The organism is Aminobacter sp. Y103A, from assembly GCF_030294925.1.
GTDB classification, from domain to species: Bacteria; Pseudomonadota; Alphaproteobacteria; order Rhizobiales; family Rhizobiaceae; genus Aminobacter; species Aminobacter ciceronei.
In genome coordinates this window covers 188,037-201,560 of sequence record NZ_AP017987.1, presented here as the reverse complement: position 1 = coordinate 201,560, position 13,524 = coordinate 188,037, and the positions used below count along the sequence as shown (strand labels likewise).

Below are 13,524 nucleotides of genomic sequence, written 5' to 3'. Positions count from 1 at the left end.
AGAAGACATGAAACGCTTTTTGCCGCTTTTGCTCGGCGCAGCTCTGGGATTTGGCGCCGCGACGTCGGCTTTGGCGATCGAGCGCGGCGGCTCGATGACCTTTGCCCGTTATGACGACTCCACCGTCATCGACCCGGTTTGGGCCGACCGCAATCCCGACCTGTGGATGATCACCAGCCTGTATGAGACGCTGCTGCGCAACGGCGCCGACGGCGCGATCGAGCCCGGCCTGGCCGAAAGCTACGCGGTCGCCGGCGACGGCAAATCGATCTCGCTCAAGCTGCGCGACGGCCTGAAATTCTCCGATGGCTCGGCCATCACGGGCGACGACGTTGTCTTTTCGCTCGATCGCGCCCGCAATCCCGACGGGCCATGGGGCGGCCTGCTCGGCTCGGTCGAAAAGGTGACGGCAGAGGGCGGCAAGGTCACGCTGTCGTTGAAGCAACCCGATCCGACGATCCCCTCGATCCTCGCCACCTTCAACACCGGAATTGTCTCCAAGGCGGCGTTTGAAAAGGCATCAGGCAGCAACGACCAGGAAAAGGCCAAGGCCTATTTCGACAACAACCCGGTGACGTCAGGGCCTTTCACGATGAAGAGCCGGGTTGCCGGTTCGAGCATGAGCTTCGCCAGGAACCCGAACTACTGGCGCGCCGGCGAGGACGGCAAGTCGCTGCCCTATCTCGATGGCGTCGATTTCGTCGTCATTCCAGATGACGCCACCCGCATCCTCAAGCTTCAGGCCGGCGAGGTCGACGTCGCCGAATTCATTCCGTTCGCCCGTGTCGGCGAACTCAGCGGCGACGCCAGTCTGAAGATTGAGCTATTTCCCTCGACCCGCATCATCTACGCGCCGATCAATACCCGCGACACCCGCAAGGACGGCTCGAAGAACCCGCTCGCCGACCTCAAGGTGCGCCAGGCGCTGAACTACGCTACCGACAAGAACATGCTGATCAAGCTGGTGACCTTCGACACCGGCAAGCCAATGACCTCGCTGATGTCGGCAGCAACCCAGCTGCACTATGGACCGGAGCCGCTCTATCCCTACAACCCGGAAAAGGCCAAGCAGTTGCTGGCTGAAGCGGGCGCCGATGGCGGCCTCGACATCACCTTCACCACGCTCGCAGGCAGCGCCGACGACGCCACGCTGTTCACCGCGCTGCAGCAGATGTGGGCGCCGCTTGGCGTCAATCTGAAGGTCGAGCAGGTCGACAACCCGACGCGCGGCGCCAAGAACCGCAATGGCGAGTTCGACATCCACACCTATGGCTGGGCCAACGACGTCAACGACCCTGCCCAGGTCACTGGATGGCTCGGCTATTACAAACAGCGCCAGGCCGTCGGCACAGGCTGGAACAACCAGGAATTCAACACGCTGTTCGAGGCGTCGAACTCCGAAGTCGATCCAGCCAAGCGCAAGGACGAATACAAGCGCATGCAGGAAATCTACGCCGCAGAAGCGCCGCTGCTCTTCCTCTATGAGACGCCCTTCGCGGTCGCCGTGTCAAAGTCGGTCGAGAATTACGTCCAGACCCCGCTCGGTGCCAACGACTTCTCGGAAGCCTGGCGCGCCAAGTAACCCAAGCGTGACCGCTGCGCGCCGGACGGGCCATCCGTCCGGCGCGCCTCTTTGCAAGGCGAGTGTTTCGAGGCGAAGCCAATGCCCTCTCTCTCATATCTCGCGGCGCGGCTGCTGCAGATCATCCCGACCTTCCTTTTGGTCATGGTCTTCATCTTTCTGCTCGTGCGCATGCTTCCCGGTGACCCAGCCATCGCCATGGCCGAGGCCAAGGCGACCGATGCGCAGGTCGAGCAAATCCGCCGCAATCTCGGCCTCGACCAGCCGCTACCGGTGCAGTTCATGGTCTTCGTCAAGAACACGCTGTCAGGTGATCTCGGCCGCTCGATCATGATGAAGGCGCCAGTGAGCGAGGTGATCCTCAGCCGATTGCCGACCACCATCTTCCTGTCGCTCTACGCCATTGCACTTGCTGTGCTCCTGGCCGGGCCACTCGCCTTTCTTGCCGCCATGCGTGCCAACACCACGACTGACGTCGTCATCCGCGGCGTCTTCCAGGTCGGGTTGTCGATGCCGGTGTTCTACATCGGGCTGGTGCTTTTGACCGTGCTTGCCGCGCAGTTGCGCTGGTTCCCCGTCGGCGGCTATGGCACGACCTTCCTCGGCAATTTGCACCATCTGATGCTGCCGGCGTTGAGCGTGGCACTCTACACCTCCGCCATCATCGTCAGAAACCTGCGCGCCTCGCTGATCGAGGTGCTCGACGCCGACTATGTCCAGTTCGCCCGCGCCAAGGGGCTTACGCCGCGCATCGTCATGACCCGCCACGTGCTGCGCAATGCGCTGGTCTCGACGGTGACCCTGCTCGGCCTGTCGATCGGCAACCTGATGAGCGGCACGCTGGTGACCGAGACAGTGTTTGCCATTCCCGGCGTCGGCCGGCTGATGCTGGAAGCGATCTTTGCCCGCGACTATCCGCTGATCCAGGGCTTGACCTTGACCTTCGCGGTGATGGTCTCGGTCGTCTTCCTGCTCACCGACGTCGTCCAGTCGCTGCTCGATCCGAGGCTTCGTAAGTCATGAGTGCACTCGGTCACACTTCACAGCGCAGGCCAAACCGCTTGCTGGCCTTCCTCGGCCGTGCCTTCGCCCGGCCGTCCTTTGTCATCGGCTTCGCCATCATCGCCTGTTCGATCCTGCTGGCGCTCTGTCCGCAGGTCTTTGCACCCTACGATCCGCTCGCCTTCGACATGACGGCGATCCAGCAACCACCGAGCCTCGCCCATCCATTCGGCACCGACAATTTCGGCCGCGACGTTCTTTCACGCGTCATCTGGGCCTACCGTGTCGACATGCAGATGGCGCTGCTTGCCACCATCTTCGCGCTGACCATCGGCGTCACGGCGGGCGCCTTCGTCGGCTATTACGGGGGCATCGCCGACACCATCTTCGGGCGCTGCGTCGATGCCATCATCACCTTCCCGTTCCTGGTGCTGGTCATCGCCATCGTCGCCGTGCTCGGGCCGGGCCTGGTCAACATGTACATTGCCATCACCATGGTGAACTGGGTCTATTACGCCCGGCTCACCCGCGCCGAGATCATGACGCAGAAGGCCAACGACTACGCCGCCGCCGGTCGTGTGCTCGGCTTTTCCGACCGCCGCATCATCTTCCGCCACCTTTTGCCCAACGCGATTTCGCCTGTAATCGTCTACTGGATGACCGACATGGCGCTGGCCATCCTGCTCGGCTCGTCGCTCGGCTATCTCGGCCTCGGCGCGCAGCCGCCGGCGGCCGAATGGGGCGTGCTGATCTCGGAGGGGCGCAACTTCCTGCTGACGGCCTGGTGGATGAGCCTGATGCCTGGTGTCGCCATCGTTCTCACCGGCCTCGGCTTCAGCCTGCTCGGCGACGCGCTGGCCGACCTGCTGCGAGCGAAGGGGCGCTGAGATGACCGTACCAAGGCAACATACGGTGCTCGAACTGCGCCACCTCAGAACCGAATTTGGTTCGCGAGAACGGCCGCTGATCGCCGTCGACGACGTCTCCTTCAGCGTCAAGGCCGGCGAGATCCTCGGCCTCGTCGGCGAATCCGGCTCGGGCAAAAGCATCACCTTGCGTTCGATCCTCGGCATCGTCCGTCCGCGTGGCCGCGTCGGCGGCGAAATCCTCTGGAAGGGCCGCGATCTCGCAGCGCTCGACGAAGCGGCGTTGCGCAAGGTGCGCGGCCGCGAGATCGCAATGATCTTCCAGGAGCCGATGTCTTCGCTCAATCCGCTGCTCACGGTGGGGCTGCAGATCTCCGAAAACCTCGCCACCCATACCGACCTCGACGCCCGCGCCCGCAAGACCAAGGCCGTCGAACTGCTTGAGATGGTCGGCATCCCCGCTGCACGCAACCGGCTCTGCGACTATCCGCACGAGTTCTCTGGCGGCATGCGCCAGCGCGTCATGATCGCCATCGCGTTGGCGTCGAACCCGCAGCTGCTGCTCGCCGACGAGCCGACGACGGCGCTGGACGTTACGATCCAGGACCAGATCCTGCGCCTGATTCAGTCTTTGAGCCGCGATCTCGGCATGGCGGTGATCCTCGTCACCCATGACATGGGCGTGGTGGCACAGACCTGCGACCGGGTGGCGGTGATGTATGGCGGCAGGCTGTGCGAACTGGGGACGACGACCCAGGTGATCGGCGACGCCCGCCATCCCTACGCGCTGGGGCTCTTGCGCTCGATCCCGCGCGACGTCGCCCCACGCACGCCGCTCTACTCGATCCCCGGCGCACCGCCGTCACTCAGCGCGCTGCCTCCGGGCTGCGCCTTCACCGCGCGGTGTCCGGTCGCCGGTTTGGAATGCGGCGATGTTCGTCCCCCGCTTGCCGCCGTCGGCCAGCATCACCAGGTGGCCTGTCATCGTCGCGCCGAGGCGCTCGCTCACTTCCGTCAACACGAGGCGGCGTCATGAACATGCTGACCATGGAGCCGGCCAAGCCGCTGCTGTCCATCCGCGACCTCACCATGCGCTTCGCAAAGCCACGCTCGCTATCCGATGCCATCGCCCGCCGCCCGCGCCAGGTCGTGTCGGCGCTCAATGGCGTCGATCTCGACGTCATGGCTGCCGAGACGCTTGGCATCGTCGGCGAGTCCGGCTGCGGCAAGTCGACGCTGGCGCGCTGTATCGCCGGACTGCACCAGCCAAGCGGCGGCGACATTCTGTTCGAGGGTGAGAGCGTCGTCGGGCTCAAGGGACCGAAACGCCGCGCCTACAACAAGCGCGTCCAGATGATGTTCCAGGATCCCTATACCTCGCTCAACCCGCGCATGACGGTGCGCGATACGCTGCGCGAGGCGATCTCGGTGCACAGGATGCGCGAAGGCGCTGCCATCGAGCGGCGCATAGACGAGTTGCTCGATCTCGTGCGCCTGCCCGAGGGTGCCGCCGACAAGTACCCGCACGAAGTCTCCGGCGGGCAGCGCCAGCGCATCGGCATCGCGCGTGCGCTGTCGCTCGAGCCGATCTGTCTCGTCGCCGACGAGCTTGTGTCAGCGCTCGACGTGTCGGTTCAGGCGCAGGTGGTCAACCTTCTGCTCGAGCTGCAGGACAATCTCGGACTGACGGTGCTGTTCGTTGCGCATGATCTCAGGCTGGTGCGCCACGTCTCGCACCGGGTCGCGGTGATCTATCTCGGCGCCATCGTCGAGGTCGGCCCGTCCGAGGCGCTGTTCTCGCGGCCGCGCCATCCGTATTCGCAGGCCCTGCTGGCTGCGGCACCGTCGCTCGATCCGGCCGACCGCAAGCGCGCGCCGGCGCTGTCAGGCGAGTTGCCGAGCCCGCTCGACATCCCTCCGGGCTGCCCGTTCCATGTGCGCTGCCCGCATGCCGCCGAGCGCTGCCGTATCGAAAAGCCGGCGCTGCGACCTGTCGGCGCCGGCATGGCCGCCTGCCACTTCGCCGAAACCATATCAGCGGTGTGACCGCGACCATCTGCAGATCAAGGACAGACGACATGACACCGACCGACAGGCTGGACATGACCGGCCGCGTTGAAGCGCTGCGCCACAAGCTCGCCGAAGAAGGGCTCGACGGCTACGTCGTGCCGCGCTTTGACGAGCACCAGAGCGAGTATTGCGCGCCACATGACTGCCGGCTCGCCTACCTCACCGGCTTCACCGGCTCGGCGGGCGTCGCGATCGTCATGCGCGACAAGGCGGCAATCTTTGTCGACGGCCGCTACCAGGTGCAGGTTCGCGACGAGGTCGATCTCGGCACCTTCACTGTCGAGCATTTCTACGATGCGCCGCTGAAGGATTGGCTGGCGAAGAACATAGATGAAGGCCAGCGCATAGGCTTCAATGCGATGCTTTTGCCCTCGACCTGGGACCAGGATTGCGGTCGCGCCGTGGAATCAGCTGGCGGGAGCTGGGTCGCGACCCCGGGCGATCTCGTCGATGCGATCTGGCCGGACCAGCCGGAAAAGCCGCTGGGGTCGATCATGGCTTTCGGTCGCCAGTATTCCGGCGAGAGCGTTGCAGACAAGAAGCGTCGTATCGTGGAGTTGGTCGCGGCGCAGGGCGCCGACTTCCTCGTCGAGGCCCAACCCGACAACATCTCCTGGCTGCTCAACGTGCGTGGCCGCGACGTGGCGTTCAACCCGATGCCGCATTCCTTCCTGATCCTCGACAAGGACGGCCGCACCGAGTGGCTGGTCGACCACCGCAAGCTGCCCAACGATCTCTCCGATTTGGAGCTCGACGAGGTCGCAATCGCCGAGCCGGCGCGCCTTCTGGAACGCGTCGCGGCCTTCGCCGAGGGGCGAACAGCGCTCGTCGATCCCGGTTTCGCGCCGTCGGCGGTTGTCCATGCGGCGCGTGACAGTGGCGGCGAGATCAAGCTGACCCGCAGCCCGATCACACTCGCCAAGATGGAAAAGAACGACATCGAGCTGCAAGGTTTCCGCGACTGCCATCAGCAGGATGGCGCGGCCTGGGTGCGTTTCCTGGCCTGGCTCGACCGCTACGGCCGCACGCGCGAAAGCCAAGGCATGCCGGTGAGCGAATTGGAGGCCGAAGAGCGCATCCTGACCTATCGCCGCGACAGCAGGCTGTTCGTCGAGCCGAGCTTCCGCACGATCTCGGCCTCCGCCGGCAATGCCGCGATGTGTCACTACAACGCCACCATCGAGACCAACACGCCGATCACCTCGGCCGATGTCTATCTGCTGGACAGCGGCGGGCAGTACCTGACCGGCACCACCGATGCCACGCGTACGACGGCATTGGGCAGCATCAGCCCGGAAATCCGCCGCGCCTATACGGCCGTGCTCAAGGGGCTGATCTCGATGCTGACGTTGAAGTTCCCGACCGGAACCTGCGGGCACCAGATCGACGCCTTCGCCCGGCGCCCGCTCTGGGACCTCGGCCTCGATTACGACCACGGCACCGGGCACGGCGTCGGCCACTTCCTGTCGGTGCACGAGCAGCCGCAGCGTTTCGACAAGCGGGTCAACGAGATTGCCTTGCGGCCCGGCATGGTGACCACAATCGAACCCGGTTACTACAGGGCGGGAAAATACGGCATCCGGCTCGAAAACCAGGTCGAGGTTGTCGCAGCGGGCGACGGCTTCATGGCCTTCAAGAGCCTGACGCTGGTGCCGCTCGACCTGCGCCTTGCCAATATCGAGCTACTGTCGTCGTCGGAAAGACGATGGCTCGACGCCTATCATGACGAAGTAAGGTCGGCGCTGAGCCCCCTGCTTGGCCGAGATGACATGGAGTGGCTGCAGCGCATGTGCACACCGTGTCGGGACGCCATCTGAGCGGATATCACGTCAGTTCATGCGCCGCCTCGACCGACCGCACCCATCTCAGGCCTCCGATCAGAGAGCTGTTGGCGTTTCGGACAGACGCACTCCTGCCACGCGTCGCGGCGGTGTCGTTGCGAATGCCGGCTTCACCGCTCGTCGCCACGGCATCAACTTTAACAATTTTGGCCTGATCCCGGCAGCAAGGCTGGACTGGATCGGCAAGGCGATCGGACGCGGCAGCGCCCGAGCCTCAGCCAATCGCCGCCCCAACAAGCAGATCGCGCAAAAGCCTGACGGCGTTCGGCTTTTGCGGCACACTCGGCGCCAGAAAAGACAACGAACGTTCATGCGCGTGCGCGTGCGGCACGGGAACGATGTTGAACCCGTTGGCAACGAGCCCCGGCCAGTGTGGCACAAGTGAACTGCCGATGCCCTTGCCAACCAGGATCGCGATCGTCTCTAGCGCGTCCATGTCGCAACGCACGTCGGCATAGAGCCCTGCCTTCTCCATGTAGGCGGCGACGATCCGGCCACCCCATGACGACGGGTCGTAGCGGATGAACGGCGTTTCCCGCGCATGTGCGATGATATCAGCAGGCGCAACGGCATCGCGCGTCAAATAGACCAGCGGCTCACGCGAAATGCGCGTGGCGTCCAGCAGCTTGGGCAGCGCGAAAGGCGGCTCGACCAGAACGGCAACGTCAAGCTGGCCGGCGAGCATCTGGTCGTAGAGATGCTCGGACGTTCCGGGTGTCAACCGCAGTTTCAGGGACGGCGCGCACTCCGTCAGCTTGCCCAGCACCACAGGAACAAGCCCGGTCAGGACAGTCGAGATCGCCCCTACCCTGAGATCCCCGGAGAGACCGCTTGCGTCGAGGTCATCGACGAGCAGCGAGGCATCGCGAACCAGCGCGCGGGCACGCGGCAGCAGCGACAGGCAGGCTTCCGTCGGCCGTGCAGTGTGCGCACCTCGCACCAGAAGCGGGCAGCCGAGCGTCCGTTCCAGGGCCTGGATGCGTTGGCTGACAGCCGCCGGGGTCAGCCGTTCCCGCCGCGCGGCGGCAACGATGGAGCCGGTCTCGACCACCGCAACAAGGCTCTGCAGAAACCGGATATCCAATGGAATTCCTTATGCTGAGGAAAACAATTCCGTAGTTTTCCTTTCCTAGCGGACCCATTAGATGTCGGTCAAACACTGGGAGCCACTGGCCATGAAATCACTGTTCCATCTCGCCACCCACGTCACCGACCTCGACGCGGCGCGCGGCTTCTATGGCGGCGTGCTCGGCTGTGTCGAAGGGCGCTCGACCGACAGCTGGGTCGATTTCGACTTTTTCGGCCACCAGCTGTCGCTGCATCTCGGCAAACCGTTCGAGGTTACCCGCACCGGCAAGGTCGGCACGCACCTCGTCATGATGCCGCATTTCGGCATCGTGCTTCCGCTCGACGACTGGTTTGCGCTCGCCGATCGTTTGAAAAAAGGCGGCATCGCATTCGACATTCCGCCTGTCATCCGCTTCGAAGGTGAACCCGGCGAACAGCGCACCATGTTCTTCTTCGACCCCTCCGGCAATCCGATCGAGGTCAAGGGTTTCAAGGATTTCGACAGCGTCTTCGCCGCTTAGACGAGACAGGTCCCGCTCGACAGGTTCTAGGATGAGATCGCGTGCCTGGCTTGATCAGATCGCGATCGTCGCCGAATAGAGCGCAGCTGCAACGTCCGGATCGTCGGCGTCGGTGACTGCCAGAAGGTCGAGGCGATTGCCGTCGAGCTCAGCGTGAATGCCCTCGATCTTGTACGGCCGATCGAGCCGGCGAACGAAACGCAGCCGCCCGTCGTTCCCGACGATGCCGATGGCAGCCCCGACACATGCGCCGTCGTTGAAGGCGTCGTCCGTGTCTTCGGCCACCGCGCTGAACACCATGTCGCCACCGGGCAGCGCCGTGGCGTCCGTAAAGCACAGCGGCACGCCATCGACATGGCCGAGATCGAAGCTGTCGATTGTCATCGGCCTGAGCGCATCGGAACGTCTGCCGGTCAAGACGTCGAAGGCCGCCGCAAGCGGATATCGGATGATGGCATTTTCGGTATGCTGCTTGTTGCCGCGCTGGAACAGGCGCAGTTCATCATTGACGACGACGGCGCCTTCGACATTGACCTCGGCGAAGGCGTCGGTAAGCGGAACCAGCACCGCCGACAGGTCGAGGCTTCGCGGCACGCCTGAAATGCGCCCCACCGGATCGAGCCCGAGCACGGCACCCCGGCGCCGGTTGGGCCGCGAGCCCGACCCGACAGCCAACAGCGCGCCATGGGCGAAACCAGGGAAAGCCGGCAGCAGCGTCAGTGCTTCGAGGTCGGGCTTTTGCCGCTTGCGCACCGCTTTCGCATCCGGCAGCACGCCGTCGAACAGCCGTACCAACTGGCCAGGACGATCGTCCTTCGTGGAAAAGACGCCGAGATGGAGTTCGTCGTCGGCGACGACGTACATCGCCGAACTGAGGCAAACGAGACCGCTTGCGGCGCTCAGATGCAATGGCCGCTCAGTGCTTGCCGCAGCCGTCAGGGTCAGTTCGCGCAGCTTCTTGAGGGCGATCATGCGGAAGTCATAGCCGCTTGTGCGCGAATGGCTCCTACCTGCCGGGACATTGCCGCAGCCGCCTGACCGTCACTTCTTCTCAAGATCGATAAGCCCCTCCAGCAGGTCGAGCAGCTGTTCGTAGCGCTCCTGCCCTATACGCCTTTGGACGTCATCATAGATGGCGCTGCTTTCCGGCGACACTTCCGATATCAGGACCTGCCCTTTCGGCGCGATGGACAGCATCACCCGCCGGCCATCGGCTTCGACCTTGCCGCGCGTGATGAGGCTGCGTTCTTCGAGCGCTTTGATGATCCGCGTCAGGCTCGGCGCCAGGATCGAGGCGCGTTCGGCAAGTTCCGTCGCGTCGAGGGGGCTCTGCTCGCCCAGAACGCGAATGACGCGCCATTGCTGCTCCGAAACGCCATGCTGAGCGAGAATGGGCCGGAACTGGGCCATCACCACTTCACGCGCACGCAACAGTGACATTGGCAACGAACGTCGGGTGCTTTGCAGCAAGGGCGAGCTCCTGATGGCAGGCGACGGCTTGGCCGGCATTCCACTCTACTCCGATAATACCGGCGCCCCGACGGATCAACGCCACGCGACGGCAATCAGCCGAATTCCGTCGCAGCCGCCTTGACACCGACACGCATAACTACTTAACATGTTAAATATCAAAACGCCACATGTGTGGGAAGACACGCCTTGCCTCACCTCACGCTCGAATATTCCGCCAATCTCGACGGTCGCGTCGACATGCCGTTGCTGTGCGAGGAGCTGTCACAGGCAATCCTCGACACCGGCATGTTCGAACATGGCGCCGTCAGGGTGCGGGCGCTGCGCGCCGACGCCTATGCGGTTGCCGACCGCCTGCCGGAAAACGCCTTCATCGACATGAGCTTCAGGATCGGCGCCGGTCGCACCGCCGCCGACAAGAAGCGTGCCGGCACAGCGATCTTCGCTGCAGCGAACGCGTTTCTCGCCCCCCTGTTCGCCACACCTCATTTTGCGCTTTCGCTCGAGATCCGCGAGATCGACGCCGAACTGAGCTGGAAAAACAACGCCATCCACCCGCGTCTGCGGAACAAGTGACGGAAACCTCAATGTCAGATTTCGAAAACAACCTGCGCAAGGCTGAAGCCTATCTCGAACGCTTCAAGACAGGCGGGGTCAGCAACCACATCAATGGCGAGGCGATGCCTGCGCTCGACGGCACGACCTTCGAGACCATCTCGCCGGTCGACCTCAAGCCGCTCGCCCGGGTGGCGCATGGCAAGGCGGCTGACATCGACATGGCGGCAAAGGCAGCCAAGGCAGCCTTTCCGGCATGGGCTGCCCAATCGGGCGATGCCCGCAAGAAGATGCTTCACGCCATCGCCGACGCCATCGTCAAGCGGGCCGAGGAAATCGCCTTCGTCGAATGCATGGATACCGGCCAGTCGCTGAAGTTCATGGCCAAGGCGGCCCTGCGCGGTGCTGAGAACTTCCGCTACTACGCCGACAAGGCACCCGAGGCGCGCGACGGCCGCACGCTGCAGGCGCCCGGCCAGTTGAACATCACGACCCGCGTGCCGATCGGCCCGGTCGGCGTCATCACGCCGTGGAACACGCCGTTCATGCTGTCGACGTGGAAGATCGCCCCGGCGCTCGCCGCAGGTTGCACGATCGTGCACAAGCCGGCCGAGTTCTCGCCGCTGACAGCACGGCTGCTCGTCGAGATCGCCGAAGAGGCGGGCTTGCCGAAGGGTGTCTGGAACCTGGTCAACGGCCTGGGCGAGGATGCCGGCAAGGCGCTGACCGAACACCCTGACATCAAGGCAATCGGCTTCGTCGGCGAGAGCCGCACCGGTTCGATGATCATGCGCCAGGGCGCCGACACGCTGAAGCGCGTGCATTTCGAGCTCGGCGGCAAGAACCCGGTGATCGTGTTTGCCGATGCCGACCTCGAGCGCGCAGCGGACGCCGCCGTGTTCATGATCTACTCGCTCAATGGCGAGCGCTGCACTTCGTCGTCACGCCTGCTGGTCGAAGCCTCGATCCACGACACGTTTGTAGCCATGGTGGCGGAAAAGGCCAAGCGTATCCACGTCGGCCACCCGCTCGATCCGAAGACTGTCGTCGGCCCGCTGATCCACCCGGTGCATGAGACCAAGGTGCTGTCCTACATCGAACTCGCCCGCTCGGAAGGTGCTACCGTCGCCGCCGGCGGCACCAAGGTCGAAGGGCCCGGCGGCGGCTGCTATGTCGCGCCGACATTGTTTACCGGCGCGCGCAACGACATGCGCATCGCCCAGGAAGAGATCTTCGGGCCGGTGCTGACCGCGATCCCGTTCGAGACTGAAGCCGAAGCGCTTTCGATTGCCAACGACACCCAATACGGTCTTGCCGGATATCTGTGGACATCGGATGTGACGCGCGCCCTGCGCTTCACCGAAGGGCTGGCTGCGGGAATGATCTGGGTCAATTCGGAGAACGTCCGCCATCTGCCGGCGCCGTTCGGCGGCGTCAAGAATTCCGGCATCGGCCGCGACGGCGGCGACTGGTCGTTCGACTTCTACATGGAAACAAAGAACATCGCCTTCGCCACGGCGGCCCACAACATCCAGAAGCTCGGCGGCTGAGCGGGAACATTAGACATGCCATTGCCCACACCAAACCTCTATCCCGCCTTCAACATCGTACGGCTGAGCCATGTCGAGCTGGCGGTGACGGACCTTGCCAAGTCCCGCGCCTTCTATGTCGACACGCTCGGCCTGCAGGTCACCGACGAGACCGCCGAAACCATCTATCTGCGCGCCATGGAAGAGCGCGGCCACCATTGCATCGTGCTGAAAAAGAGCGACCGGGCCGAAGCCCGCGACCTCGGCTTCAAGGTGTTTTCGGACGAAGATCTCGACAAGGCCGAGCACTTCTTCAGGGCGAAGGAGTTGCCGGTCGAATGGGTCGAGCGGCCGTACCAGTCGCGCACGTTGCGCACCCGCGACCCGCACGGCATTCCACTGGAGTTCTATTCCAGGATGGACCGGCTGGCGCCGATCCACCAGAAATACGCGCTCTACAAGGGCGTGAAGCCGCTGCGCATCGATCACTTCAACTGCTTCTCGCCCGACGTCGACCAGTCGGTCGCCTTCTACAACGAGCTCGGCTTCCGCGTCACTGAATTCACCGAGGACAACGAGACCGGTCGCCTGTGGGCGGCGTGGACCCACCGCAAGGGCGGCGTGCACGACATCGCCTTCACCAACGGGCTCGGACCGCGCCTGCACCATGTCGCCTTCTGGGTGCCGACGCCGCTCAACATCATCGACCTGCTCGACCTGATGGCGACCACCGGTTACGTCGGCAACATCGAGCGTGGACCCGGCCGCCACGGCATCTCCAACGCATTCTTCCTCTACATCCGCGATCCCGACGGTCACCGCATCGAGATCTATTGCTCGGACTACCAGACGGTTGACCCCGACCTGGAGCCGATCAAGTGGGACCTGAAGGATCCGCAGCGCCAGACGCTGTGGGGCGCCCCTGCCCCGCGCTCGTGGTTCGAGGAAGGCAGCACATTCGCCGGCACCGAGCCGCGCCCGTCGGCGCTTGCCGCCTCGCCGATCATCGCACCGTGAGAT

At 64.1% G+C, this 13,524-nt stretch carries 13 protein-coding genes; 10 read left to right on the top strand and 3 right to left on the bottom strand.

All coding sequences use genetic code 11. The annotated features are described in order from the left end of the window. Positions 1 to 7 precede the first annotated feature (7 nt). From Amn_RS28510 to Amn_RS28485, 6 genes are all read left to right on the top strand, one after another. Positions 8 to 1,582, top strand: a complete 1,575-nt coding sequence (locus Amn_RS28510; RefSeq protein WP_286298955.1) for an ABC transporter substrate-binding protein — start codon at positions 8 to 10, stop codon at positions 1,580 to 1,582. A gap of 81 nt (positions 1,583 to 1,663) precedes the next feature. Next, positions 1,664 to 2,605 (top strand): ABC transporter permease, encoded by a 942-nt coding sequence (locus Amn_RS28505; protein ID WP_286298953.1) that lies wholly within the window; start codon positions 1,664 to 1,666, stop codon positions 2,603 to 2,605. Beyond that, a complete protein-coding gene (locus Amn_RS28500; RefSeq protein ID WP_083948819.1) occupies positions 2,602 to 3,471 on the top strand; it encodes an ABC transporter permease in 870 nt (289 codons plus the stop codon). The genes Amn_RS28505 and Amn_RS28500 overlap by 4 nt, the downstream gene beginning before the upstream one ends. A 1-nt stretch (position 3,472) precedes the next feature. Continuing rightward, complete coding sequence (locus Amn_RS28495) at positions 3,473 to 4,486, top strand: ABC transporter ATP-binding protein (RefSeq protein WP_067967628.1); 1,014 nt, start codon at positions 3,473 to 3,475, stop codon at positions 4,484 to 4,486. Continuing rightward, a complete protein-coding gene (locus Amn_RS28490) occupies positions 4,483 to 5,496 on the top strand; it encodes an ABC transporter ATP-binding protein (RefSeq protein ID WP_502874778.1) in 1,014 nt (337 codons plus the stop codon). Before Amn_RS28495 ends, Amn_RS28490 begins: the two co-directional genes overlap by 4 nt. A 32-nt stretch (positions 5,497 to 5,528) precedes the next feature. Further along, the gene (locus Amn_RS28485) at positions 5,529 to 7,337 is read left to right on the top strand and encodes an aminopeptidase P family protein (protein ID WP_286298948.1); all 1,809 of its coding nucleotides are present in this window, start codon (positions 5,529 to 5,531) and stop codon (positions 7,335 to 7,337) included. Positions 7,338 to 7,575: 238 nt separating this feature from the next. Here Amn_RS28485 and Amn_RS28480 read toward each other — a convergent pair whose 3' ends face one another. Continuing rightward, complete coding sequence (locus Amn_RS28480) at positions 7,576 to 8,445, bottom strand: LysR family transcriptional regulator (RefSeq protein ID WP_067967622.1); 870 nt, start codon at positions 8,443 to 8,445, stop codon at positions 7,576 to 7,578. A 91-nt stretch (positions 8,446 to 8,536) separates the two neighbouring features. On the opposite strand from Amn_RS28480, the gene Amn_RS28475 reads away from it, so the two are divergent. Then, positions 8,537 to 8,950 carry a VOC family protein gene (locus Amn_RS28475; RefSeq protein ID WP_286298945.1) on the top strand — a complete coding sequence of 138 codons (414 nt, stop codon included), beginning with the start codon at positions 8,537 to 8,539 and terminating at the stop codon, positions 8,948 to 8,950. Between the two features lie 54 nt (positions 8,951 to 9,004). Here the strand turns inward: Amn_RS28475 and Amn_RS28470 are convergent, their stop codons facing one another. Next, a complete protein-coding gene (locus Amn_RS28470) occupies positions 9,005 to 9,922 on the bottom strand; it encodes a DUF6929 family protein (RefSeq protein ID WP_154384281.1) in 918 nt (305 codons plus the stop codon). Positions 9,923 to 9,991: 69 nt separating this feature from the next. After that, on the bottom strand, positions 9,992 to 10,459 hold the full coding sequence (hpaR, locus tag Amn_RS28465; RefSeq protein WP_067967620.1) for a homoprotocatechuate degradation operon regulator HpaR: 468 nt from the start codon (positions 10,457 to 10,459) through the stop codon (positions 9,992 to 9,994). A 150-nt stretch (positions 10,460 to 10,609) separates the two neighbouring features. Here hpaR and Amn_RS28460 point away from each other — a divergent pair, with 150 nt between their 5' ends. From Amn_RS28460 to hpaD, 3 genes are read left to right on the top strand one after another with little or no spacing between them, the layout of a single operon-like run. Further along, the gene (locus Amn_RS28460) at positions 10,610 to 10,996 is read left to right on the top strand and encodes a 5-carboxymethyl-2-hydroxymuconate Delta-isomerase (RefSeq protein ID WP_067967617.1); all 387 of its coding nucleotides are present in this window, start codon (positions 10,610 to 10,612) and stop codon (positions 10,994 to 10,996) included. A gap of 11 nt (positions 10,997 to 11,007) precedes the next feature. Further along, the gene (gene hpaE, locus Amn_RS28455) at positions 11,008 to 12,525 is read left to right on the top strand and encodes a 5-carboxymethyl-2-hydroxymuconate semialdehyde dehydrogenase (protein ID WP_154384280.1); all 1,518 of its coding nucleotides are present in this window, start codon (positions 11,008 to 11,010) and stop codon (positions 12,523 to 12,525) included. A 15-nt stretch (positions 12,526 to 12,540) separates the two neighbouring features. After that, positions 12,541 to 13,521, top strand: a complete 981-nt coding sequence (gene hpaD / locus Amn_RS28450) for a 3,4-dihydroxyphenylacetate 2,3-dioxygenase (protein WP_067967614.1) — start codon at positions 12,541 to 12,543, stop codon at positions 13,519 to 13,521. Positions 13,522 to 13,524 lie beyond the last annotated feature (3 nt).

Coding starts and splice junctions, on each gene's coding strand:
- Amn_RS28495 (WP_067967628.1), top strand. CDS start 3,473: ATGACCGTACCAAGGCAACATACGGTGCTCGAACTGCGCCACCTCAGA.
- Amn_RS28500 (WP_083948819.1), top strand. CDS start 2,602: ATGAGTGCACTCGGTCACACTTCACAGCGCAGGCCAAACCGCTTGCTG.
- Amn_RS28490 (WP_502874778.1), top strand. CDS start 4,483: ATGAACATGCTGACCATGGAGCCGGCCAAGCCGCTGCTGTCCATCCGC.
- Amn_RS28475 (WP_286298945.1), top strand. CDS start 8,537: ATGAAATCACTGTTCCATCTCGCCACCCACGTCACCGACCTCGACGCG.
- Amn_RS28485 (WP_286298948.1), top strand. CDS start 5,529: ATGACACCGACCGACAGGCTGGACATGACCGGCCGCGTTGAAGCGCTG.
- hpaE (WP_154384280.1), top strand. CDS start 11,008: ATGTCAGATTTCGAAAACAACCTGCGCAAGGCTGAAGCCTATCTCGAA.
- hpaD (WP_067967614.1), top strand. CDS start 12,541: ATGCCATTGCCCACACCAAACCTCTATCCCGCCTTCAACATCGTACGG.
- Amn_RS28510 (WP_286298955.1), top strand. CDS start 8: ATGAAACGCTTTTTGCCGCTTTTGCTCGGCGCAGCTCTGGGATTTGGC.
- Amn_RS28505 (WP_286298953.1), top strand. CDS start 1,664: ATGCCCTCTCTCTCATATCTCGCGGCGCGGCTGCTGCAGATCATCCCG.
- Amn_RS28470 (WP_154384281.1), bottom strand. CDS start 9,922: ATGATCGCCCTCAAGAAGCTGCGCGAACTGACCCTGACGGCTGCGGCA.
- hpaR (WP_067967620.1), bottom strand. CDS start 10,459: ATGCCGGCCAAGCCGTCGCCTGCCATCAGGAGCTCGCCCTTGCTGCAA.